Annotated in this window: 32 protein-coding genes; 31 read left to right on the forward strand and 1 reads right to left on the reverse strand. The window is 63.3% G+C overall.

Features of this window, described 5'->3' with window-relative positions; genetic code table 11:
- Positions 1–7: 7 nt before the first annotated feature.
- Entirely contained in the window at positions 8–2,065 is a 2,058-nt protein-coding gene (locus tag H8A92_RS14895; RefSeq protein ID WP_229196511.1) for an ABC transporter ATP-binding protein, read from the forward strand.
- A 49-nt stretch (positions 2,066–2,114) separates the two neighbouring features.
- Here H8A92_RS14895 and H8A92_RS14900 read toward each other — a convergent pair whose 3' ends face one another.
- On the reverse strand, positions 2,115–3,326 hold the full coding sequence (locus H8A92_RS14900) for an FAD-dependent oxidoreductase (RefSeq protein WP_229196512.1): 1,212 nt from the start codon (positions 3,324–3,326) through the stop codon (positions 2,115–2,117).
- A 700-nt stretch (positions 3,327–4,026) separates the two neighbouring features.
- Here H8A92_RS14900 and rpsL point away from each other — a divergent pair.
- From rpsL to H8A92_RS15050, 30 genes are all read left to right on the forward strand, one after another.
- Complete coding sequence (rpsL, locus tag H8A92_RS14905) at positions 4,027–4,398, forward strand: 30S ribosomal protein S12 (RefSeq protein WP_028168167.1); 372 nt, start codon at positions 4,027–4,029, stop codon at positions 4,396–4,398.
- Positions 4,399–4,413: 15 nt separating this feature from the next.
- Positions 4,414–4,884, forward strand: a complete 471-nt coding sequence (gene rpsG / locus H8A92_RS14910; RefSeq protein WP_021081660.1) for a 30S ribosomal protein S7 — start codon at positions 4,414–4,416, stop codon at positions 4,882–4,884.
- A gap of 30 nt (positions 4,885–4,914) precedes the next feature.
- A complete protein-coding gene (fusA, locus tag H8A92_RS14915) occupies positions 4,915–6,987 on the forward strand; it encodes an elongation factor G (RefSeq protein WP_229196513.1) in 2,073 nt (690 codons plus the stop codon).
- Between the two features lie 40 nt (positions 6,988–7,027).
- On the forward strand, positions 7,028–8,218 hold the full coding sequence (gene tuf, locus H8A92_RS14920; RefSeq protein WP_229181556.1) for an elongation factor Tu: 1,191 nt from the start codon (positions 7,028–7,030) through the stop codon (positions 8,216–8,218).
- Between the two features lie 91 nt (positions 8,219–8,309).
- On the forward strand, positions 8,310–8,618 hold the full coding sequence (gene rpsJ, locus H8A92_RS14925; protein ID WP_002712302.1) for a 30S ribosomal protein S10: 309 nt from the start codon (positions 8,310–8,312) through the stop codon (positions 8,616–8,618).
- 54 nt (positions 8,619–8,672) lie between these two features.
- Positions 8,673–9,392: a 50S ribosomal protein L3 gene (gene rplC, locus H8A92_RS14930; protein WP_163150595.1), complete on the forward strand. Its 720-nt coding sequence runs from the start codon at positions 8,673–8,675 to the stop codon at positions 9,390–9,392.
- Position 9,393: 1 nt separating this feature from the next.
- A complete protein-coding gene (gene rplD, locus H8A92_RS14935; protein ID WP_229196514.1) occupies positions 9,394–10,014 on the forward strand; it encodes a 50S ribosomal protein L4 in 621 nt (206 codons plus the stop codon).
- A complete protein-coding gene (locus H8A92_RS14940) occupies positions 10,011–10,310 on the forward strand; it encodes a 50S ribosomal protein L23 (RefSeq protein WP_016843746.1) in 300 nt (99 codons plus the stop codon). Before rplD ends, H8A92_RS14940 begins: the two co-directional genes overlap by 4 nt.
- A gap of 12 nt (positions 10,311–10,322) precedes the next feature.
- Positions 10,323–11,156, forward strand: coding sequence for a 50S ribosomal protein L2 (rplB, locus tag H8A92_RS14945; RefSeq protein ID WP_229181553.1), 834 nt, complete (start codon positions 10,323–10,325; stop codon positions 11,154–11,156).
- Positions 11,157–11,168: 12 nt separating this feature from the next.
- Complete coding sequence (rpsS, locus tag H8A92_RS14950; RefSeq protein ID WP_024578574.1) at positions 11,169–11,447, forward strand: 30S ribosomal protein S19; 279 nt, start codon at positions 11,169–11,171, stop codon at positions 11,445–11,447.
- A 10-nt stretch (positions 11,448–11,457) separates the two neighbouring features.
- Positions 11,458–11,844, forward strand: a complete 387-nt coding sequence (gene rplV, locus H8A92_RS14955) for a 50S ribosomal protein L22 (protein WP_016843750.1) — start codon at positions 11,458–11,460, stop codon at positions 11,842–11,844.
- A gap of 19 nt (positions 11,845–11,863) precedes the next feature.
- Positions 11,864–12,565 carry a 30S ribosomal protein S3 gene (gene rpsC, locus H8A92_RS14960; protein ID WP_024578575.1) on the forward strand — a complete coding sequence of 234 codons (702 nt, stop codon included), beginning with the start codon at positions 11,864–11,866 and terminating at the stop codon, positions 12,563–12,565.
- Positions 12,566–12,595: 30 nt separating this feature from the next.
- Complete coding sequence (gene rplP, locus H8A92_RS14965) at positions 12,596–13,009, forward strand: 50S ribosomal protein L16 (RefSeq protein WP_044538547.1); 414 nt, start codon at positions 12,596–12,598, stop codon at positions 13,007–13,009.
- A gap of 5 nt (positions 13,010–13,014) precedes the next feature.
- Positions 13,015–13,221, forward strand: coding sequence for a 50S ribosomal protein L29 (rpmC, locus tag H8A92_RS14970; RefSeq protein ID WP_024578576.1), 207 nt, complete (start codon positions 13,015–13,017; stop codon positions 13,219–13,221).
- A gap of 10 nt (positions 13,222–13,231) precedes the next feature.
- Entirely contained in the window at positions 13,232–13,480 is a 249-nt protein-coding gene (rpsQ, locus tag H8A92_RS14975) for a 30S ribosomal protein S17 (RefSeq protein ID WP_016843754.1), read from the forward strand.
- A gap of 75 nt (positions 13,481–13,555) precedes the next feature.
- Positions 13,556–13,924, forward strand: coding sequence for a 50S ribosomal protein L14 (gene rplN, locus H8A92_RS14980; protein ID WP_011473865.1), 369 nt, complete (start codon positions 13,556–13,558; stop codon positions 13,922–13,924).
- Positions 13,924–14,238, forward strand: a complete 315-nt coding sequence (gene rplX / locus H8A92_RS14985; RefSeq protein ID WP_163150589.1) for a 50S ribosomal protein L24 — start codon at positions 13,924–13,926, stop codon at positions 14,236–14,238. The genes rplN and rplX overlap by 1 nt, the downstream gene beginning before the upstream one ends.
- Positions 14,231–14,788, forward strand: a complete 558-nt coding sequence (gene rplE, locus H8A92_RS14990) for a 50S ribosomal protein L5 (RefSeq protein ID WP_229181550.1) — start codon at positions 14,231–14,233, stop codon at positions 14,786–14,788. The genes rplX and rplE overlap by 8 nt, the downstream gene beginning before the upstream one ends.
- A gap of 46 nt (positions 14,789–14,834) precedes the next feature.
- Positions 14,835–15,140, forward strand: a complete 306-nt coding sequence (rpsN, locus tag H8A92_RS14995) for a 30S ribosomal protein S14 (protein WP_229181549.1) — start codon at positions 14,835–14,837, stop codon at positions 15,138–15,140.
- A 14-nt stretch (positions 15,141–15,154) separates the two neighbouring features.
- The gene (gene rpsH / locus H8A92_RS15000) at positions 15,155–15,553 is read left to right on the forward strand and encodes a 30S ribosomal protein S8 (protein ID WP_024578580.1); all 399 of its coding nucleotides are present in this window, start codon (positions 15,155–15,157) and stop codon (positions 15,551–15,553) included.
- 14 nt (positions 15,554–15,567) lie between these two features.
- A complete protein-coding gene (rplF, locus tag H8A92_RS15005; protein WP_229196515.1) occupies positions 15,568–16,101 on the forward strand; it encodes a 50S ribosomal protein L6 in 534 nt (177 codons plus the stop codon).
- Between the two features lie 11 nt (positions 16,102–16,112).
- Positions 16,113–16,472 (forward strand): 50S ribosomal protein L18, encoded by a 360-nt coding sequence (gene rplR / locus H8A92_RS15010; protein ID WP_016843760.1) that lies wholly within the window; start codon positions 16,113–16,115, stop codon positions 16,470–16,472.
- A 58-nt stretch (positions 16,473–16,530) separates the two neighbouring features.
- Positions 16,531–17,106 (forward strand): 30S ribosomal protein S5, encoded by a 576-nt coding sequence (gene rpsE, locus H8A92_RS15015; RefSeq protein WP_021081649.1) that lies wholly within the window; start codon positions 16,531–16,533, stop codon positions 17,104–17,106.
- 34 nt (positions 17,107–17,140) lie between these two features.
- Positions 17,141–17,332: a 50S ribosomal protein L30 gene (gene rpmD, locus H8A92_RS15020; protein WP_229196516.1), complete on the forward strand. Its 192-nt coding sequence runs from the start codon at positions 17,141–17,143 to the stop codon at positions 17,330–17,332.
- A 21-nt stretch (positions 17,333–17,353) separates the two neighbouring features.
- Positions 17,354–17,839 carry a 50S ribosomal protein L15 gene (gene rplO / locus H8A92_RS15025; protein ID WP_229196517.1) on the forward strand — a complete coding sequence of 162 codons (486 nt, stop codon included), beginning with the start codon at positions 17,354–17,356 and terminating at the stop codon, positions 17,837–17,839.
- Positions 17,840–17,997: 158 nt separating this feature from the next.
- Positions 17,998–19,332 carry a preprotein translocase subunit SecY gene (gene secY / locus H8A92_RS15030; RefSeq protein ID WP_021081647.1) on the forward strand — a complete coding sequence of 445 codons (1,335 nt, stop codon included), beginning with the start codon at positions 17,998–18,000 and terminating at the stop codon, positions 19,330–19,332.
- A gap of 71 nt (positions 19,333–19,403) precedes the next feature.
- Complete coding sequence (locus tag H8A92_RS15035; RefSeq protein WP_229196518.1) at positions 19,404–20,318, forward strand: adenylate kinase; 915 nt, start codon at positions 19,404–19,406, stop codon at positions 20,316–20,318.
- 191 nt (positions 20,319–20,509) lie between these two features.
- Positions 20,510–20,878 carry a 30S ribosomal protein S13 gene (gene rpsM / locus H8A92_RS15040; protein ID WP_050402258.1) on the forward strand — a complete coding sequence of 123 codons (369 nt, stop codon included), beginning with the start codon at positions 20,510–20,512 and terminating at the stop codon, positions 20,876–20,878.
- A gap of 115 nt (positions 20,879–20,993) precedes the next feature.
- Positions 20,994–21,383, forward strand: coding sequence for a 30S ribosomal protein S11 (gene rpsK, locus H8A92_RS15045; RefSeq protein WP_006021048.1), 390 nt, complete (start codon positions 20,994–20,996; stop codon positions 21,381–21,383).
- A 127-nt stretch (positions 21,384–21,510) separates the two neighbouring features.
- Entirely contained in the window at positions 21,511–22,530 is a 1,020-nt protein-coding gene (locus H8A92_RS15050; RefSeq protein ID WP_018272129.1) for a DNA-directed RNA polymerase subunit alpha, read from the forward strand.
- The last annotated feature ends 89 nt before the right edge of the window (positions 22,531–22,619 follow it).

The following is a 22,619-nucleotide window of genomic DNA, read 5'->3' on the forward strand; positions in this document are numbered from 1 at the left end:
TGGTTTCATGGCGCCAAGACCTCCTGCATCAAGACCTCCTGCATCAGACGATCCGAATCGCGCATCGGCTGACGATCCCGAGCTGAAGAAGAAGCCCGCTTCCGTCCCCGGTCCGCCTGCCGCCGCCGCCAAGCCCGCCGCGGCGCCGGCTGACGACGAAGAGGATGAGGACGAGGACGACGAGTTCGAGCTCGACGATGATGATGACGAGGATCTCGTCGTCTTCACCGCCAAGGAAGCCGCCGGCGCGCTTTCCACGATCTATGGCTTCATCAGGCCGATCCTGACCAACTACAAGAAGCCGCTCGCGTTCGTCGCCTTCGGCGTCCTGGTCGAGACGTTGTTCAACGTCATCATGCCCCTCAGCCTGAAATTCCTGATCGACGACGCGCTCGGCGAGGAGGATTTCCAGGCCCTCTACAAGATCCTCGGCGTGCTCGCGGTGGCCGGCATCGTCACCTCGATCATCGCGGTCTGGTACGAGCGCTGGGACGCGCGGCTTGGCGCCGGCATCATCGCCGACGTCCGGACGCGCATCTTCGAGCACGTCCAGAACCTGCCGTCGGCCTATTTCGCGCGGACCAAGCGCGGCGAGATCCTGTCGCGCTTCTCGATCGATCTGTCGGCCTTCGAAGGTTCGGTCAAGACCTTCGCCAACAGCGCGGCGCTGCCGGGCCTCGAGTTGATCGCCGGCATCATCCTGATGCTGTTCCTGAACTGGCAGCTCGCCGTGGTCGCCCTGCTGGTGTTTCCGATCACGCTGATCGGGCCGCGCATCCTGACGCCGAAGGCGGTGCTGGCCAATTACGAGCAGAAGCAGAACGAAGCCGCGCTGCTCGGGACGGTGCAGGAGAACGTCGCCGCGCAGGCGGTGGTGAAGGCGTTCAACCTGCAACGCCGGGCGCTCGGCTGGTTCACGCTGCGCAACCGCGACGTCCGGGCCAAGGCCGCGTCAGCCATGTTCCTGTCGACCATGGTGGAGCGCACCGTCACCATCGCGGTGCTGCTGCTCCACCTCGTGGTGCTGGCGATCGGCGCCTATCTCGCCACCAAGGGCCAGATCACGGTCGGCACCTTCGTGACCTTCGAAAGCGCATTCTGGGAGGTGTCGTACAACATCGCCCATCTCATGCATTTCATCCCGGTGTCGATCTCGTCGGCGGCAGCGGTGCGGCACATCCAGGAGCTGCTCGACGAGCCGACCCGCGGCGCCGACCGTCCCGGGGCGCCGGATCTGCCGCGCATCACCAACGACATCTCCTTCGACCGCGTCACCTTCCAGTATGAGGGGGCGCAGACGCCGGTGCTCGACAATCTCAGCCTCAAGCTCAATGCCGGCAAGAGCATCGCGATCGTCGGTCCGAGCGGCTCGGGCAAGAGCACGCTGATCAACCTGATCCTGCGGCTCTACCTGCCGGACGAGGGCCGTGTCGCGATCGACGGCGTCGACATCCGACGGGTGACGCGGGAATCACTGCGCGCGAACATGGCGGTCGTGTTCCAGGAGAACATGCTGTTCAACATGTCGATCCGCGAGAACATCCGGCTCGGCAAGGAAGGCGCGAGCGATGCCGAGGTCGAGGACGCGGCGAAGAAGGCCGAGATCCATCGCTACATCATGAGCCTGCCGCAGCGATACGACACGCCGGTCGGCGAGCGCGGCGATACCTTGTCGGGCGGCCAGCGCCAGCGCATCGCGATCGCGCGCGCGATCATCCGCAATCCGTCCGTGCTGTTGCTCGACGAGGCGACATCGGCACTCGACCAGACTACGGAGGCTGCGATCAACCGCACGCTGCTCAAGGTCGCCGAGGGCCGCACCATGATCTGGTCGACGCATCGCCTGACCTCGGTGGTCGAGATGGACGAGATCATCGTGATCTCGGGCGGCAGGGCGATCGAACGCGGCTCGCACGAGGAGCTGCTGGCCCGGAATGGCGTCTACCGCAAGCTGTGGGACGACCAGGGGCATGTGCATCACGGCGCGGACGACGAGGACGACGACGCGGACGATGATGACGACGATGATGAAGATGAGGACGAAGACGAGGACGAGGAGGCGTGAGCCGGCACCGCGGTGACGGCCCGGCGCTAGTGGCCGCCGATCTCTCGTCTCACGCCCTGTCGGCCGCGTGCGGACGCTGCCGGAAATGAGTGGCCGGCTGCGTCATTGACGGCGCCGCCGGCGAGCCTTGCAGCCGGCGCAGCGTGCCCCGGCCGAGATAGCCGAGGAAGCGCGCCCAACGCTGGGCTTGCCAATAGGGTCCGCTGCCGATCGAGACCTCGCGGAAGTTGAATGCCTTGGCGTTCGACCAGGCATCGCACGCAGTCTTCACCGGATCGTCGTAATACGCGGTGATCTTCTCCTCACCCATGCCGTCGGTCGAAAGCCAGGCCGGGATGTGGACGTTGCAGAGCTGGGCCACGTCGGTGAACACCTTGTCGGTGCCGGTGCCGGTGACGGGGCAGGTGCTGGCGAAGGCATCACCGACCAGCGCGACGCCGGCCTGTCGATAGCCGGTGCTGACATAGATGTCGGCCGGCCTGATCTTGATGTCGCCGGCGACGTCGAATTCGCCGGTCAGCCGGCGCAGCCGGGGCAGTGCGGCGTTCAGCGTCTCGACCGGATTGCGGCGCATCGCCCGCACCCAGGGATCGTCGGCCTGGCGATAGGTGAAGAGGTTGGCGCGCATCCGGTTCTCGACCGGAAACAGCGTGATGTAGGGAATGCGGTCGCTCGGCCGCTCCGAGAAATAGGTCATGGCCGCAAACGGGAAGGCGGGGCGGCCGACGGGCACGAAATCGAAGCCGAACGAGATCGAGTGGCAGTGGCTGGTGATGAGCCGCTCGATGCCGAGCATCCGGCGCAGCCCGACATTCAGGCCGTTGGCGAGTACCACGAGGCGCGCCGAGATTTCCTCGCCACCGGAGAGCACGAGCTTCTGCCGCTCGGAGCTGGTCGCGATATTGACCACCTTGTCGCAAATGAACTCCGCCGACCCTGCGACCTCGTTCCGAATCGCACCGATCAATGCGTCGTACATGATGCCGTGTTGCCGGCTTGGCTGCCGGTCGAGCAAATAGCCGAATCGCGCGATCCAGTTCTCGCCGTCCAGCGTCGCCGAACGGAGCACGGAATCGGCGATACCGGTCCTGGCGAATCGCGCGAGCTGGAGGTCGCCACCGATCTTTTCGACGCGGAAATCGAACGGATAGTCCTGGTGGGGGTCGACCAGGACGGTCGGTATCCCGGCACGGCCAAGCATGGCGGCTGCGGTCGAACCCGCAAGACCTCCGCCGATGATCGCGATGTCGGTGTACCGCATGAGGATTTCCGTGGCCGTAGACCGCAATTTTTGCGCTGCGAATGGCAAATAAAGGCTTAGTTTCGAAGTTTGCCTTCAGGACGAAGTTGGGGAGAGTTGTTTCTATTCTTATTTTGCCCGGGTAATATATGAGTCGGGCAGCGCGCCCGAGATTCGGGTAAGGGTGAGGGGAGGCGACGAGGCTGTCATATTTCGTCGCGCGCCGCGTGTCGGCGAAATGCGAAATACGCAAGTGCCAGAGGCGTTTCTTGGCTTGTCGTTTTGCTTGACTTCACTACCTCTCGATTATACAAGGCCCCCACTTAACGACAGGCGGTGAGCTAGCCAGCGTCGGAACGGAACACCCAACGGCCCTTTTTGAGGAGCCGGACGGGCACCAACCTCGACGAATGCCGCTCAAACGCTGTCGATGATAGCTAGGCAATGCCAGGACGATTTTGGTTCTCTTGAGCACGTCCTCTTGAGAGTAAATTCGGATGCATGACCTCGGTGGCGGACCGAACAGCGAACGCTGAACGGTCCGGGATCGCGGTCCTCTGTGGCGTCGATGCGCTTTCCGCTCAGTGATGAGTGGTTGGCGCGATTTCGCTTTGCGCGGGTATTTGATTCGCGTCGAGCGGGCCGAACGGGACGGCTAGTCCTGAGAAGAAATTTGCGGAGCCATTCAGGGCTTTCGCGCGAACTAAAGGGTGAAGGCTGCATGCCGACGATCAACCAGCTGATCGCAAAACCACGTGAAGTGCAGAAGTCGCGCAAGAAGGTGCCGGCGCTGCAGCAGTCGCCGCAGAAGCGCGGCGTGTGCACGCGCGTCTACACCACGACCCCGAAGAAGCCGAACTCGGCGCTTCGTAAGGTCGCCAAGGTGCGCCTGACCAACGGCTTCGAGGTGATCGGCTACATCCCGGGTGAAGGCCATAACCTGCAGGAGCACTCGGTGGTCATGATCCGCGGTGGCCGCGTCAAGGACTTGCCCGGCGTGCGCTACCACATCCTCCGCGGCGTGCTGGATACCCAGGGCGTCAAGAACCGTAAGCAGCGTCGTTCGAAGTACGGCGCGAAGCGTCCGAAGTAAGCAGGAAACGATCAGATGTCGCGTCGCCACTCTGCTGAGAAGCGTGAAGTTCTTCCGGATCCGAAGTTCGGGAACATCATCATTACGAAGTTCATGAACTCGGTGATGTACGCCGGGAAGAAGTCGGTTGCCGAAAACATCGTCTACGGTGCGCTCGGCATGATCGAGGCCAAGACCAAGCAGCCGCCGCTCGGCGTGTTCGAGCAGGCGCTCGAGAACGTCATGCCGACGATCGAAGTTCGTTCCCGCCGCGTCGGCGGCGCGACCTACCAGGTTCCGGTGGAAGTCCGTTCGGTGCGCCGTCAGGCGCTCGGCATTCGCTGGCTGATCTCGGCCGCCCGCGAGCGCAACGAAAAGACCATGACGGAGCGTCTCTCGGCTGAGCTGCTCGATGCCTCGAACAATCGCGGCAACGCCGTCAAGAAGCGTGAAGACGTGCACCGGATGGCGGAAGCCAACCGCGCCTTCTCGCACTATCGCTGGTAAGGCGAACAACGGAATTTAAGGAACAGTCTCATGCCCCGCCAACATGCCATCGAGGACTACCGTAACTTCGGTATCATGGCGCATATCGACGCCGGCAAGACCACGACCACCGAGCGCATCCTCTATTACACCGGCAAGAGCCACAAGATCGGCGAAGTGCACGAAGGTGCCGCGACGATGGACTGGATGGAGCAGGAGCAGGAGCGTGGCATCACGATCACGTCGGCTGCGACCACCGCGTTCTGGGCCGGCAAGCGTCTGAACATCATCGACACCCCCGGCCACGTCGACTTCACCATTGAGGTCGAGCGTTCGCTGCGCGTGCTCGATGGCGCCGTTTGCGTTCTCGACTCCAACCAGGGCGTCGAGCCGCAGACCGAAACCGTCTGGCGCCAGGGCGACAAGTACAAGGTTCCGCGCATCGTCTTCGCCAACAAGATGGACAAGACCGGTGCCGACTTCTTCAAGTGCCTGTCCGACATCGTCGACCGCCTCGGCGCCAAGCCGATCGCGATCCAGCTTCCGATCGGTGCCGAGAACAACTTCAAGGGTCTCGTCGACCTCGTGAAGATGAAGGGCGTCATCTGGAACGATGAATCGCTCGGCGCGAAGTTCGACTATGTCGATATCCCGGAAGACCTCGTCGAGCAGGCCAAGGAATACCGCGAGAAGATGGTGGAAGCCGCCGTCGAGCTCGACGACGACGCCATGGCCGCCTATCTCGACGGCAAGGAGCCGGACGAGGCGACGCTGAAGCGCCTGATCCGCAAGGCCGTGCTGACCGGCGCGTTCTATCCGGTGCTGTGCGGTTCCGCGTTCAAGAACAAGGGCGTGCAGCCGCTGCTCGACGCCGTGGTCGACTACCTGCCGTCGCCGATCGACGTGCCCGCGATCAAGGGCACCGATGAGGATGGCAACGAAGTCGTGCGCAAGGCGGACGACAAGGAGCCGCTGGCGCTGCTCGCGTTCAAGATCATGGACGACCCGTTCGTCGGCACCATCACGTTCTGCCGCATCTATTCCGGCGTTCTGCAGTCGGGCACCGGCGTGGTGAACTCGACCCGCGAGAAGAAGGAACGTATCGGCCGCATGCTGCTGATGCATGCGAACAACCGCGAAGACATCAAGGAGGCCTATGCCGGCGACATCGTCGCGCTGGCCGGCCTGAAGGAAGCGCGCACCGGTGACACGCTGTGCGATCCCGACAAGCAGGTCATCCTCGAGAAGATGGAATTCCCGGAGCCGGTGATCGAGATCGCGATCGAGCCGAAGTCGAAGGCCGACCAGGAAAAGCTCGGCGTGGCGCTTGCCAAGCTCGCTGCGGAGGATCCGTCGTTCCGCGTGTCGACCGATCAGGAGTCCGGCCAGACCATTCTCAAGGGCATGGGCGAACTGCATCTCGACATCAAGGTCGACATCCTCAAGCGCACCTACAAGGTCGATGCCAACATCGGCGCGCCGCAGGTGGCGTTCCGTGAGCGCGTGACCAAGAAGGCCGAGGTCAAGTACACGCACAAGAAGCAGACCGGCGGTACCGGTCAGTTCGCCGAAGTGTCGATCGTCGTCGAGCCGAACGAGCCCGGCAAGGGCTACGAGTTCGAATCGAAGATCGTCGGCGGCGCGGTGCCGAAGGAATACATCCCCGGCGTCGAAAAGGGCCTCAACAGCGTGATGGGCTCCGGCGTCGTCGCGGGCTTCCCGGTGGTGGACGTCAAGGTGCAGCTGGTCGACGGCAAGTATCACGACGTCGACTCCTCGGCGCTGGCGTTCGAAATCGCGTCGCGGGCTGCGTTCCGCGAGGCGCTGACGAAGGGCAAGTCCGTTCTGCTCGAGCCGATCATGAAGGTCGAGGTGGTGACCCCGGAAGACTACACCGGTTCGGTCATCGGCGACCTGAATTCCCGGCGCGGCCAGATCCAGGGCCAAGACATGCGCGGCAACGCCAACGTCATCAACGCGATGGTGCCGCTCATGAACATGTTCGGTTACGTGAATAACCTGCGCTCGATGAGCCAGGGTCGCGCAACCTTCACGATGCAGTTCGATCACTACGCCGAAGCTCCGGCGAACGTGTCGGCTGAAGTCCAGAAAAAGTTTGCTTGATTGTCGTTGGTTCGCAACTAACGACTGAACGGAGAGTCAAATGGCCAAAGCAAAATTCGAGCGTAACAAGCCCCACTGCAACATCGGCACCATCGGTCACGTCGACCATGGCAAGACCTCGCTGACCGCAGCGATCACCAAGGTGCTTGCAGAAACCGGCGGCGCGACGTTCACCGCCTACGACCAGATCGACAAGGCGCCGGAAGAGAAGGCGCGCGGCATCACGATCTCGACCGCTCACGTCGAGTACGAGACGCAGAACCGCCACTACGCGCACGTCGACTGCCCCGGCCACGCCGACTACGTCAAGAACATGATCACCGGTGCCGCCCAGATGGACGGCGCGATCCTGGTCGTGTCGGCTGCCGACGGCCCGATGCCGCAGACCCGCGAGCACATCCTGCTCGCCCGCCAGGTCGGAGTTCCCGCGCTCGTCGTGTTCCTGAACAAGTGCGACATGGTCGACGATCCGGAACTGCTCGAGCTCGTCGAAATGGAAGTCCGCGAGCTGCTCTCGAGGTACGAATTCCCGGGCGACACCATCCCGATCATCAAGGGCTCGGCGCTCGCGGCCCTCGAAGACAAGGACAAGAAGCTCGGCCACGACGCGGTTCTCGAGCTGATGCGCGCCGTCGACGAGAGCATCCCGCAGCCGGCCCGTCCGATCGACCAGCCGTTCCTGATGCCGGTTGAAGACGTGTTCTCGATCTCCGGTCGCGGCACCGTGGTGACCGGCCGTGTCGAGCGCGGCGTCATCAAGGTCGGCGAGGAAATCGAAATCGTCGGTCTGCGCGACACCCAGAAGACGATCGTCACGGGCGTCGAAATGTTCCGCAAGCTGCTCGATCAGGGCCAGGCCGGCGACAACATCGGCGCGCTGCTCCGCGGCACCAAGCGCGAGGAAGTCGAGCGTGGCCAGGTGCTGTGCAAGCCGGGTTCGGTCAAGCCGCACACCAAGTTCAAGGCCGAGGCTTACATCCTCACCAAGGAAGAGGGCGGTCGTCACACCCCGTTCTTCACCAACTACCGTCCGCAGTTCTACTTCCGCACCACCGACGTGACCGGTGTCGTGCATCTGCCCGAAGGCACCGAAATGGTGATGCCGGGCGACAACATCGCGATGGAAGTGCACCTGATCGTGCCGATCGCGATGGAAGAGAAGCTCCGCTTCGCGATCCGCGAAGGTGGCCGCACCGTCGGCTCGGGCGTCGTCTCCGCCATCATCGAGTAATAAGCGAACAGGATTGGCGGGTAGCGGATGAAATCGTCCGCTGCCCGTTAGCCACCATTCGCAGATAAGACGACAGAGAAAGACAGCGGCAATGAACGGCCAAAACATTCGTATCCGTCTCAAGGCGTTCGACCATCGAATTCTCGATACGTCGACCCGCGAGATCGTGAACACGGCGAAACGCACCGGTGCTCAGGTTCGCGGACCGATTCCGCTGCCGACCCGCATTGAGAAGTTCACCGTCAACCGTTCGCCGCACGTTGACAAGAAGAGCCGCGAGCAATTCGAGATGCGCACTCACAAGCGCCTCCTCGACATTGTTGACCCGACCCCGCAGACCGTCGATGCGCTGATGAAGCTCGACCTGGCCGCCGGTGTCGACGTCGAGATCAAGCTCTAAGGTTTTGGATTTTTACGTCCGCCGCTTGCGGACAGAAAGACAGGAAGCACGCCGATGCGCTCCGGAGTGATCGCACAAAAGGTCGGGATGACGCGGGTCTTTACGGAGACCGGTGAGCATATCCCTGTGACCGTGCTGAAGTTGGGCAACTGCCAGGTGCTGGGCCACCGCACGACCGAGAAGAACGGCTATGTCGCTCTTCAGCTCGGCTCGGGCGCCCGCAAGACGGTGTACATGCCCAAGGCCGAACGCGGCCAGTTCGCGGTCGCCAAGGTTGAGCCGAAGCGCAAGCTCGCCGAGTTCCGCGTGTCTGAGGACGCGCTGATCCCGGTCGGCGCGGAAATCCAGGCGGACCATTTCGTGGTCGGCCAGTTTGTCGACGTGACCGGCACCTCGATCGGCAAGGGCTTTGCCGGCGGCATGAAGCGCTGGAACTTCGGCGGTCTGCGCGCCACCCACGGTGTGTCGATCTCGCACCGTTCGATCGGTTCGACCGGTGGTCGTCAGGACCCCGGCAAGACCTTCAAGAACAAGAAGATGCCCGGTCACATGGGCGTCGACCGCATCACCACGCTCAATCTGCGCGTGGTTTCGACCGACGTCGAGCGCGGCCTGATCCTCGTCGAAGGCGCCGTTCCCGGCTCCAAGGGCGGCTGGATCTCGGTGCGCGACGCCGTCAAGAAGCCGCTGCCGAAGGAAGCTCCGAAGCCCGGCAAGTTCAAGGTTGCCGGCGGCGACGCTGCCGAAGCTGTGGCCGAGAAGGAGGGCGCGTGAGATGGAACTGAAAGTCACGACCCTTGAAGGCAAGGACGCCGGATCCGTTCAGCTCTCTGACGCGATCTTCGGTCTCGAGCCCCGCGCCGACATCATTCAGCGCTGCGTGCAGTGGCAGCTGAACAAGCGTCAGGCCGGCACGCACAAGACCCAGGGCCGCGCCGACGTCTGGCGCACCGGCAAGAAGATGTACAAGCAGAAGGGCACCGGCGGCGCCCGTCACGGCTCGGCCCGCGTGCCGCAGTTCCGCGGCGGTGGCCGTGCGTTCGGTCCGGTCGTTCGCTCGCATGCGACCGACCTGCCGAAGAAGGTGCGCGCGCTGGCGCTGAAGCACGCGCTGTCGGCCAAGGCCAAGGACGGCGGGTTGATCGTGATCGACAACGCCGCGCTCGAGGCCGCCAAGACCAAGGCGCTGCTCGGTCACTTCTCCGGCCTCGGGCTCACCAATGCGCTGATCATCGACGGCGCCGAGCTGAACGCCGGTTTCGCGACCGCGGCCCGCAACATCCCGAACATCGACGTGCTGCCGATCCAGGGCATCAACGTCTACGACATTCTCCGCCGCCACAAGCTGGTGCTGACCAAGGCTGCGGTTGATGCGCTGGAGGCGCGCTTCAAATGAAGAACATCGACCCGCGCCACTACGACGTCATCATCTCTCCTGTCGTGACGGAAAAGGCGACGCTCGCCTCCGAGCACAACAAGGTGCTGTTCAAGGTCGCCGGCAAGGCCACCAAGCCGCAGATCAAGGAAGCGGTCGAGAAGCTGTTCGACGTCAAGGTGAAGAGCGTCAACACTCTCGTTCGCAAGGGCAAGACCAAGGTGTTCCGCGGCAATCTCGGCTCGCAGTCGGACACCAAGCGCGCGATCGTGACCCTTGAAGAGGGCCACCGCATCGACGTGACTACCGGACTATAAGGCGCAACGACGATGGCATTGAAAACCTACAATCCCACGACGCCGGGCCAGCGCCAGCTGGTCATGGTCGATCGTTCGGCGCTCTACAAGGGCAAGCCGGTGAAGACGTTGACCGAGGGCAAGCTCGGCAATGGCGGTCGCAACAACACCGGTCGCATCACCGTGCGTTTCCGCGGCGGCGGCCACAAGAAGGCCTACCGCACCGTCGACTTCCGCCGCGACAAGGTGGACATGCCGGCGGTCGTGGAACGGCTCGAGTACGATCCGAACCGGACCGCGTTCATCGCGCTGATCAAGTATCAGGATGGTGAGCTGGCCTACATCCTGGCGCCGCAGCGTCTGGCCGCGGGCGACACCGTCGTCGCCGGCAACTATGTCGACGTGAAGCCGGGCAACGTCATGCCGCTCGGCAACATGCCGGTCGGCACGATCGTGCACAATATCGAGCTGAAGATCGGCAAGGGCGGCCAGCTGGCGCGCTCCGCCGGTACCTACGCCCAGGTTGTCGGCCGCGACCAGGACTACGTGATCGTCCGCCTGAACTCGGGCGAGCAGCGTCTCGTGCACGGCCGTTGCCGCGGCACGATCGGCGCGGTCTCGAACCCGGATCACATGAACATCTCGATCGGCAAGGCCGGTCGTACCCGCTGGCTCGGCTGGCGCCCGCACAACCGCGGTGTCGTCATGAACCCGATCGATCACCCGCATGGCGGTGGTGAAGGTCGTACCTCGGGCGGTCGCCACCCGGTTACTCCGTGGGGCAAGCCGACCAAGGGCAAGAAGACCCGCACCAACAAGTCGACCAACAAATTCATTCTCCTCAGCCGCCACAAGCGGAAGAAGTAAGGAACGCCGGACATGGTTCGTTCAGTCTGGAAAGGCCCGTTCGTCGAGGGTTCTCTGCTCAAGAAGGCAGATGCTGCCCGCGCGTCCGGCCGTCACGACGTCATCAAGATCTGGAGCCGCCGCTCGACCATCCTGCCGCAGTTCGTCGGCCTGACGTTCGGCGTCTATAACGGCCACAAGCACGTGCCGGTGGCAATCAACGAGGAAATGGTGGGTCACAAGTTCGGCGAGTTCTCGCCGACCCGGACCTTCCACGGCCATTCGGGCGACAAGAAAGCCAAGAAGGCTTGAGGATTAACCGATGAGCAAACCAAAGCGCGAACGTAGCCTCGCGGACAATGAGGCCAAGGCCGTCGCCCGCATGCTGCGCGTCAGCCCGCAGAAGCTCAACCTGGTGGCGCAGCTGATCCGCGGCCGCAAGGCGTCCGCTGCGCTCGCCGACCTGCAGTTCTCGCGCAAGCGGATCGCGGTCGACGTCAAGAAGTGCCTGGAATCGGCGATCGCGAACGCCGAGAACAACCATGACCTCGAGGTCGACGATCTCGTCGTCGCCGAGGCGCATGTCGGCAACGGCATCGTGATGAAGCGTTTTGCTCCGCGCGGCCGTGGCCGTTCGGGCCGTGTGTTCAAACCGTTCTCGCACCTGACCATCGTGGTTCGTCAGGTCGAGGCCGAGGCAAGCGCTTAAAGCGGCGCAGGAGAAGACGATGGGTCAAAAGATCAATCCAATCGGGCTGCGTCTCGGCATCAACCGGACCTGGGACTCCCGTTGGTTCGCCGGCAAGCAGGAATACGGCAAGCTGCTGCATGAAGACGTCAAGATCCGCGAGATCCTGCACAAGGAGCTCAAGCAGGCGGCCGTCGCCCGCATCGTGATCGAGCGTCCGCACAAGAAGTGCCGCGTGACGATCCACTCGGCTCGTCCGGGCGTCGTGATCGGCAAGAAGGGCGCCGACATCGACAAGCTGCGCAAGAAGGTCGCCGACATCACCTCGTCGGACGTCGTGATCAACATCGTCGAAATCCGCAAGCCGGAGCTCGATGCGACCCTGGTCGCCGAATCGATCGCCCAGCAGCTCGAACGCCGCGTGGCGTTCCGCCGCGCCATGAAGCGCGCCGTGCAGTCGGCGATGCGTCTCGGCGCCGGCGGCATCCGCATCAACTGCTCGGGCCGTCTCGGCGGCGCCGAAATCGCGCGCATGGAGTGGTACCGCGAGGGCCGCGTGCCGTTGCACACCCTGCGCGCCGACGTCGATTACGGCGTTGCCACCGCGTTCACGACCTTCGGCACCTGCGGCGTCAAGGTCTGGATCTTCAAGGGCGAGATCCTCGAGCACGACCCGATGGCCCAGGACAAGAAGATGGCCGAGGGCGATAACACCCCGCGTTCGCGCCGCGACGCCGCTTGAGGCAAAGCAGGAATTTGAGGGCTTAAAGCCATGATGCAACCTAAGAAAACGAAGTTCCGGAAGGCGCATAAGGGCCGTATCCACGGCGTTGCGACCTCTGGCGCGACGTTGGCGTTCGGCCAGTTCGGCCTGAAGGCGATGGAGCCTGAGCGCGTCACCGCCCGCCAGATCGAAGCCGCCCGTCGCGCGCTGACCCGTCACATGAAGCGCGCCGGCCGCGTCTGGATCCGCGTGTTTCCGGACGTGCCGGTGTCGAAGAAGCCCGCCGAAGTCCGCATGGGCTCCGGCAAGGGTGCACCGGAATTGTGGGTGGCGCGGGTCAAGCCGGGCCGCGTGATGTTTGAGATCGACGGCGTGACGGTGCAGACCGCCAAGGAGGCGCTGACGCTCGCCGCTGCCAAGCTGCCGATCAAGACGCGCTTCGTTGCGCGCATTGCGGAGTAATCGCCATGGCCGAGATGAAAGTTGAAGACATTCGCGCGATGAGCGACGACCAGCGGGAAGACGCGGTCCTGAACCTGAAGAAGGAACGCTTCAACCTGCGTTTCCAGCGCGCCACCGGGCAGCTGGAGAACACGTCGCGGATGCGGGAAGCCCGCCGCGATATCGCTCGTATCAAGACCATCGCCGCGCAGCAGCGCGCGAAGAAGAAGTAAGGGGCCAGCTATGCCGAAACGTACTCTGCAGGGCGTGGTCGTCAGCGACAAGCAAGCCAAGACGATCGTGGTGCGGGTCGATCGCCGCTTCACCCACCCGATCTACAAGAAGACGATCCGCCGTTCCAAGAACTACCACGCGCACGACGAGAACAACCAGTTCAAGCCGGGCGACATGGTCTGGATCGAGGAATCGAAGCCGATCTCGAAGCTGAAGCGCTGGACCGTGGTCCGGGGCGAACACAAGAAAACGGCCTGATTTCTTCGGCCTGGCCGAAGTATTTCAGGGAAATTTTGAGCGCGCTTAAGCGCAGAAAGAGGACGAGGTGCATCAATGATTCAGATGCAGACCAACCTCGACGTGGCCGATAATTCAGGCGCACGCCGTGTCATGTGCATCAAGGTTCTTGGAGGTTCCAAGCGCCGCTATGCCACCGTGGGCGACGTTATCGTTGTGTCGATCAAGGAAGCCATTCCGCGTGGCAAGGTGAAGAAGGGCGACGTGATGAAGGCCGTTGTGGTCCGGGTCCGCAAGGACATCCGCCGCGCCGACGGTTCGGTCATCCGCTTCGACCGCAACGCCGCCGTGCTGATCAACAATCAGTCCGAGCCGGTCGGCACCCGTATCTTCGGGCCGGTGCCGCGCGAGCTGCGCGCCAAGAACCACATGAAGATCATTTCGCTCGCGCCGGAGGTGCTGTGATGGCTGCCAAGATCCGCAAGGGCGACAAGGTGATCGTGCTCACCGGCCGTGACAAGGGTCGCACCGGCGAGGTGTTCGAGGTGCGTCCGGACGAGAACAAGGCTCTCGTTCGCGGCATCAACATGGTGAAGCGTCACCAGAAGCAGAGCCAGACCCAGGAAGGCGGCATCATCTCCAAGGAGATGCCGATCAACCTGTCCAACATTGCGTATGTCGGCAAGGACGGAAAGCCGACCCGCATTGGGTTCAAGATTCAGGCCGATGGCAAGAAGGTCCGCGTTGCCAAGAGTTCGGGAGCAGAGATCGATGGCTGATACCGCTTACACGCCGCGCCTGCGCGCGGAGTTCGACAAGAATATCCGCGGCATGATGACCGAGAAGTTCGGTTATGCCAACGTGATGCAGGTGCCGCGCCTGGACAAGGTCGTGCTCAACATGGGCGTCGGCGATTCCGTCAACGACCGCAAGAAGGCCGAGACCGCCGCTGCCGAGCTGAGCCAGATCGCCGGCCAGAAGGCGATCGTGACCTATTCCCGGATCGCGATCGCGACCTTCAAGCTGCGTGAGAACCAGCCGATCGGCTGCAAGGTCACGCTGCGCAAGGCCCACATGTACGAGTTCATCGACCGTCTGATCAACGTGGCGCTGCCCCGCGTCCGCGACTTCCGCGGCCTGAACCCGAAGAGCTTTGACGGCCGCGGCAACTACTCGCTCGGCATCAAGGAGCACATCATTTTCCCCGAGATCGACTTCGAGAAAGTCTCGGAAGCGCGTGGCATGGACATCACGGTCTGCACCACCGCCAAGACCGACGACGAGGCCCGCGCCTTGTTGACCGCTTTCAATTTCCCGTTCCGGCAGTGAGTAGCTGAACCAAAGCCACTCAAACGCGGATACCCAGGAGCCAAGCATGGCAAAGAAGAGTTCAATCGAGAAGAACAACCGGCGCAAGCGGATGGCGAAGAACGCCGGCCCGCGCCGCGAGAAGCTGAAGGCGATCATCGCCGACAAGACCATTCCGATGGAAGAGCGCTTCGCGGCGACGCTGAAGCTTGCCGAGATGCCGCGCAACTCGTCGCCGACCCGCATCCGCAACCGCTGCGAACTGACCGGACGTCCGCGTTCGAACTATCGCAAGAACAAGCTCTCGCGCATCGCGCTGCGTGAACTCGGCTCCAAGGGCCTGGTTCCCGGGCTCGTGAAGTCGAGCTGGTAAGGAGGGTCGGAATAATGTCTACGCACGATCCGATCAGCGATCTCATCACCCGCATCCGCAACGCGCAAATGCGTTCGAAGTCCAAGGTTTCGACCCCGGGCTCGAAGATGCGCGCCAACGTGCTCGAGGTGCTGAAGTCCGAGGGTTACATCCGCGGCTACGCCAGCGTCGAGCATGCCTCGGGCCGCAGCGAGCTCGAGATCGAACTGAAGTATTTCGACGGCGAGCCCGTCATCCGCGAGATCGAGCGGGTGTCGAAGCCGGGCCGCCGCGTTTACGCCTCGGTGAAGAACCTGCCGCGCGTGAACAACGGTCTCGGCATTTCGGTGTTGTCGACGCCGAAGGGAATCATGGCTGACCACCAGGCGCGCGACGCCAACGTGGGCGGCGAAGTTCTCTTCACGGTGTTCTGAGGAAGGATTTTACGATGTCACGTATCGGCAAAAGGCCGGTGGAGATCCCGTCGGGTGTGACGGCAAGCGTCGAGGGCCAGACGGTGAAGGTGAAGGGGCCGAAGGGCCAGCTTCAGTTCGTCGTGCATGACGACGTCGAGGTGAAGTTCGAGAACGGCCAGGTCAAGGTCGCTCCGCGCGTCAAGACCAACCGCGCGCAGGCGATGTACGGCACCGCGCGCGCGCAGGTCGCCAACCTCGTCGAGGGCGTCACCAAGGGCTTCGAGAAGAAGCTCGAGATCACCGGCGTCGGTTACCGCGCCGCGATGCAGGGCAAGAACCTGCAGCTCGCGCTCGGCTACAGCCACGACGTGGTCTACGCGATCCCGGAAGGCATCACCATCGCGGTGCCGAAGCCGACCGAGATCACGATCACCGGCAACGATCCGCAGCGCGTCGGCCAGGTCGCCGCCGAGATCCGCGCCTACCGTCCGCCGGAGCCCTACAAGGGCAAGGGCGTGAAGTACGCCAACGAATTCATCTTCCGCAAGGAAGGCAAGAAGAAGTAACGGAGCCGGTCATGTCACTCAAGGTTACGAATGCCCGGCGCAAGCAGCGCGTGCGCCTTGCGCTTCGCCGCTCGGCAGGCGGCCGTCCGCGGCTGTCGGTGTTCCGCTCGTCCAAGCACATCTACGCCCAGGTCATCGACGACCAGAAGGGCGAGACGCTCGCGTCCGCCTCGTCGCTCGAGAAGACCATGCGCGACGCCGGCAAGACCGGCGCCGACATCGATGCGGCGAAGGCGGTCGGCAAGCTGCTCGCGGAACGCGCGGCGCAGAAGGGCGTCAAGGAAGTCGTGTTCGATCGCGGCGCCTACATCTATCACGGGCGCGTCAAGGCGCTCGCGGATGCGGCGCGCGAAGGCGGATTGAGCTTCTAAACGAATCGAACGATTACAAGGCAAGAGGCGTAAGGCCTCCTAGAGATTGGAAAACACCATGGCAGGTGAACGCGAACGCGGCGGCCGCGAACGGAGCAGGGAGCGCGAGGAGCGCGACAGCGAGTTCGTCGACAAGCTCGTCCACATCAATCGCGTGGCGAAGGTCGTCAAGGGCGGCAAGCGCTTCGGTTTCGCAGCGCTGGTCGTGATCGGCGACCAGAAGGGCCGGGTCGGTTTCGGCCACGGCAAGGCGCGCGAAGTGCCGGAAGCGATCCGCAAGGCGACCGAATCGGCGAAGCGCAATCTGACCCGCGTCGCGCTGCGCGAAGGCCGCACGCTGCATCACGACGTCGCCGGCCGTCACGGCGCCGGTCGCGTCTATCTGCGTACCGCTCCGGCGGGTACCGGCATCATCGCCGGCGGCCCGATGCGTGCGGTGTTCGAGACGCTCGGCATCCAGGACGTGGTGGCGAAGTCGATCGGCTCGTCGAATCCCTACAACATGGTTCGCGCGACTTTCGACGCGCTGAAGCATCAGGATTCGCCGCGCTCGGTGGCTGCGCGCCGCAACATCAAGGTCTCCACCCTGCAATCGCGCCGCGTCGGCGGCGACGCCGAAGTGGTGGCGGAATAACCCGCGCGACCAGCGCTTTCTGGAGTTCAAGACGATGGCCAAGGCCAGCAAGACGATCAAGGTCGAGCAGACCGGCAGCGCAATCCGCCGCCATCACTCGCAGCGTTCGACGCTGATCGGCCTCAAGCTCAACAGGATCGGCCGGGTTGCCGAGCTGCAGGACACCCCTGAAGTTCGCGGCATGATCAGCAAGGTTCAGCATCTCGTCCGCGTCGTCGGCGAGTAAGCAGAGATAAGGAGAAGGGCGATGAAGCTCAGCGATATCGCCGACAACGCCGGCTCGCGCAAGAAGCGCATGCGTGTCGGCCGTGGCATCGGTTCCGGCAAGGGCAAGACCTCGGGCCGCGGCGGCAAGGGCCAGACCGCGCGTTCGGGCGTCCGCATCAAGGGTTTCGAAGGCGGCCAGATGCCGGTGCATCGCCGTCTGCCGAAGCGCGGCTTCAACAACATCTTCCGGCTCGACTTCGCCGAGATCAATCTCGACCGTCTGCAGGAAGCGATCGACAACAAGCTGGTCGACGCGAGCGCGACGGTCACCGTCGAAACGCTGGTCAAGGCCGGCGTGCTGCGCCGCGCCAAGGACGGGCTGCGGCTGCTGGGCCGCGGCGAGATCAAGACCAAGCTGACCATCGAAGCGCATGGCGCTTCCAAGTCGGCCATTGCTGCGGTCGAGAAGGCCGGCGGCTCGGTCAAGATCCTGGCCCCCGCCAAGGACGAAGGCGAGGCGGCGTAACATCTGCGTCATTGCCCGCCGCCTGGGCGGGTAATCCGCGGATCGAATGATGGATTTATCGAGGCCGAGCACCAGATAATGTCCGGTGTCTGCCGACTGGCCGAGGGGATTTGATCTCCGGGGCCGTCGGCGAAGCGGGCTCCGGGAGAAAGCCGAACATGGTCTCAGCAGCCGAACAACTTGCCGCAAACCTCAATTTCGGACAGCTGGCGAAAGCCGACGAGCTGAAGAAGCGCATCTGGTTCACCCTGGGTGCGCTGCTTGTTTATCGGCTGGGCACCTACATCCCGCTACCGGGCATCGATCCCAACATCTGGGAGCAGGTGTTCCGCAGCCAGTCCGGCGGCATCCTCGGCATGTTCAACATGTTCGCTGGCGGCGGCATCCACCGCATGGCGATCTTCGCGCTGAACATCATGCCGTACATTTCGGCATCGATCATCGTCCAGCTCTTGACCACCGTGTCGCCGCAGCTCGAGGCGCTCAAGAAGGAAGGCGAGGCGGGCCGCAAGACGCTGAACCAGTACACCCGCTATCTGACGGTGATCCTGGCGCTGTTCCAGTCCTACGGCATCGCGATCGGCCTCGAGGGCGCCGGCAATGTCGTCAGCGACCCCGGCATGTTCTTCCGGATCTCGACCGCGATCACGCTGACCGGCGGCACCATGTTCCTGATGTGGCTCGGCGAGCAGATCACCTCGCGCGGCATCGGCAACGGTATCTCGCTGATCATTCTGTCCGGCATCGTCGCCGAGCTGCCCTCGGCGCTCGCCAACATGCTGGAACTCGGCCGCCAGGGCGCGATGTCGACCGGCCTGATCCTGATCGTCATCGTGATGGCGGTCGCCGTGATCGCCTTCATCGTGTTCATGGAGCGTGCGCAGCGCCGGCTCCTGATCCAGTATCCGAAGCGCCAGGTCGGCAACAAGATGTTCGAGGGCCAGTCCTCGCATCTGCCGCTCAAGCTCAACACCTCGGGCGTGATTCCGCCGATCTTCGCCTCGTCGCTGCTGCTGCTGCCGACCACGGTCGCGAACTTCAACGCCGGCAAGGGACCGGAGTGGTTCCAGTGGCTCACCACCCAGCTCAGCCACGGCCGTCCGCTGTTCCTGCTGATGTATCTCGCGTTGATCGTGTTCTTCGCGTTCTTCTACACCGCGATCGTGTTCAACCCGACCGAGACCGCGGACAATCTGAAGAAGCATGGCGGCTTCATCCCCGGCATCCGGCCCGGTGAGCGCACCGCCGAATACATCGACTACGTGCTGTCGCGCATCACGGTGCTCGGCGCGATCTATCTCGCGATCGTCTGCCTGATTCCCGAAATTCTGATTTCCTACGCCTCGGTCCCGTTCTACTTTGGCGGCACTTCGCTCCTGATCGTCGTCAGCGTGACGATGGATACGGTGTCGCAGGTGCAGGGCTATCTGCTCGCGCATCAGTATGAAGGATTGATCAGGAAGTCGAAGCTCAGGGGAGGCCGCCGTCGCTGATCGCGGCGCGGCTTCAAACTCAAAACACAGGTGTGCGGACGTCGCCCACCTAGCCGGGGGGCGAAACAGATATGAGATTGATCCTTTTGGGGCCGCCGGGCTCGGGCAAGGGAACCCAGGCGCAGCGGCTGGTGCACAGGCACGGCATCGTTCAGCTCTCGACCGGCGAGATGTTGCGCGCTGCGGTTGCTGCGGGCACGCCGATCGGCTTGCAGGCCAAGGAGATCATGGCCAATGGCGGCCTGGTTCCCGACTCGGTCGTGGTCGGAATCATCGCCGACCGGATCGACGAGCCCGATGCCAAGAAGGGTTTTATCCTGGACGGTTTCCCGCGCACCGTGCCGCAGGCCGAGGCGCTCGACGAGCTGCTCCGCAAGAAGCACCTCAAGCTCGATGCCGTCGTTGAGCTGCGCGTCAACGAGAGCGCGCTGCTCGCCCGCGTTGAGAAGCGCGCCGAGGAAACCCGCGCGCGTGGCGAGGAAGTGCGGCTCGACGATACGCCGGAAGTGCTGACCAAGCGCCTGGCGCAGTACCGCTCGATGACGGAACCGCTGATTCACTATTATTCGGAGCGGCGGAAGCTCTTGACGGTCGATGGAATGATGACCATCGAGCACGTGACCCGTGAGATCAACCGGATCCTGACCGCGCTCGGCGCGCTGGAACCGAAGGAGCACGAGGAGCCCAAGGCGGCTTCCCGGGCGGCCAAAAAGGCCTCCAAGGCTGCCAAGAAGACCACCAGGAAACCGGCCAAGAAAGCTGCCAAGAAGGCTGCCGAATCTGCCAAAAAGGCCACCAGACCGGCCGGGAAGGCCACCAAGACGGCCTCCAGGGCCAAAGGCGCCGGCAAGGGTGCCAAGAAGGCTGCGAAGCAGCCGGCCAAAAAGGCGGCAAAGAAGGCCGCTGGTGCCGCGAATGCCCGCAAGGGTGCAAAAGTCGCCAAAAAGGCGACAAAAAAGCTCACGAAAAAGCGAGCTAAACGCTAGGAGCGGTTGACGAAACCGACATGAATCCTTTAATAAGCCCCGCATCCAAGTTGGATAGTTTTATGACGATGCCGGGCCCCGAAGGACACAAGGGGAAGGGCGTCGTGTTCGCGTTTGTGGACACAAGCCCGCAAGTAGCAAGCACTTGAGAAGCCCGCATCCGTGATGGAGCGGCGACAGGAGAGAAGTCCGTGGCCCGTATTGCCGGCGTCAACATTCCTACCAACAAGCGCGTGCTGATCGCGCTTCAGTACATCCATGGTATCGGCCAGAAGAACGCGGCCGACATCATCGAGAAGGTCAAGATCCCCGCGGACCGTCGCGTCAACCAGTTGACCGACCAGGAAGTCCTGCAGATCCGCGAAGTCATCGACCGTGACTATCTGGTCGAGGGCGACCTCCGTCGTGAGGTCGGCATCAACATCAAGCGGCTGATGGACCTCGGCTGCTATCGCGGCCTGCGTCATCGTCGCGGTCTGCCGGTGCGCGGTCAGCGCACCCACACCAATGCGCGTACGCGCAAGGGTCCGGCCAAGGCGATCGCCGGCAAGAAGAAGTAAGTTTTGCGAATTGCAGGTGGGGAGCAGCGAATCGAAATTCGCTGCTCGCCATTTGCGTTTTGAGGTGTAGCCGCTGGCACTACGGCGGCGTTTGAGATCACAGGAAAGGTTAGAAATGGGCAAGGAAGCCACCCGCGTACGCCGCCGCGAACGCAAGAACATCGCCTCCGGCATCGCGCACGTGAATTCGTCGTTCAACAACACGACCATCACCATCACCGACGCGCAGGGCAACACCATCGCCTGGTCGTCGGCCGGCACGATGGGTTTCAAGGGCTCGCGCAAGTCGACCCCTTATGCCGCGCAGGTCGCGGCGGAAGACGTCTCCAAGAAGGCGCAGGAACACGGCATGCGCACGCTGGAGGTTGAAGTGGCCGGCCCGGGTTCGGGCCGTGAGTCGGCGCTCCGCGCGCTGCAGGCTGCGGGCTTCACCGTCACCTCGATCCGCGACGTGACCACGATCCCGCACAATGGCTGCCGTCCGCGCAAGCGTCGGCGCGTTTGATCTAAGTCGCGGGCGGCCTTGGCCGCCCTGCGATCGTTTTTGGAATTGACCGCGCGGACTGATCCGCGATCTCCAACGCCAGGTTTGGCCATTCGACTGGCCTGAACGACCGGCAAAGGGTGAACAAGTGACGATCCAGAAAAATTGGCAAGAACTCATTCGACCGAACAAGCTGCAAGTCACGCCGGGCTCGGACGCGAGCCGGTTCGCCACCGTCGTCGCCGAGCCGCTCGAGCGCGGCTTCGGCCAGACGCTCGGCAACGCGCTGCGCCGCATCCTGTTGTCCTCGCTGCAGGGCGCGGCGGTGCAGTCGGTGCACATCGACGGCGTGCTGCACGAGTTCTCCTCGATCGCCGGTGTCCGTGAAGACGTCACCGACATCGTCCTCAACATCAAGGACATCTCGATCAAGATGCAGGGCGAAGGCCCGAAGCGCATGGTCGTGAAGAAGCAGGGCCCGGGCGCCGTCACCGCCGGCGACATCCAGACCGTCGGCGACGTCACCGTGCTCAACCCCGACCTCCAGCTCTGCACGCTGGACGACGGCGCCGAGATCCGCATGGAGTTCACGGTCACGACCGGCAAGGGCTACGTCGCCGCCGAGCGCAACCGTCCCGAGGATGCGCCGATCGGCCTGATCCCGGTCGACAGCCTGTTCTCGCCGGTCCGCAAGGTCTCCTACAAGGTCGAGAACACCCGTGAGGGCCAGATCCTCGACTACGACAAGCTGACCATGACGATCGAGACCAATGGCGCGATCACGCCGGAGGACGCGGTGGCTTACGCTGCGCGCATCCTGCAGGATCAGCTCAACGTGTTCGTCAACTTCGAAGAGCCGCGCAAGGAAGTCACGCAGGAGATCATCCCCGATCTCGCGTTCAACCCGGCGTTCCTCAAGAAGGTCGACGAGCTCGAACTGTCGGTGCGTTCGGCAAACTGCCTGAAGAACGACAACATCGTCTACATCGGCGATCTCGTGCAGAAGTCGGAAGCGGAAATGCTCCGCACCCCGAACTTCGGCCGCAAGTCGCTGAACGAGATCAAGGAAGTGCTGGCCCAGATGGGTCTGCACCTCGGCATGGAAGTGCCGGGCTGGCCGCCGGAGAACATCGACGAGCTCGCCAAGCGCTTCGAGGATCACTACTGATCCGCTTTCACCGTCGTGGCCGGAAAACCTCCGGCCACGATTTTTTTGATGGGCGAACGCAGGATGCCCACCTGCACTTGTCGCTGAAC

The organism is Bradyrhizobium acaciae (assembly GCF_020889785.1).
In the GTDB taxonomy this organism is placed as follows: domain Bacteria; phylum Pseudomonadota; class Alphaproteobacteria; order Rhizobiales; family Xanthobacteraceae; genus Bradyrhizobium; species Bradyrhizobium acaciae.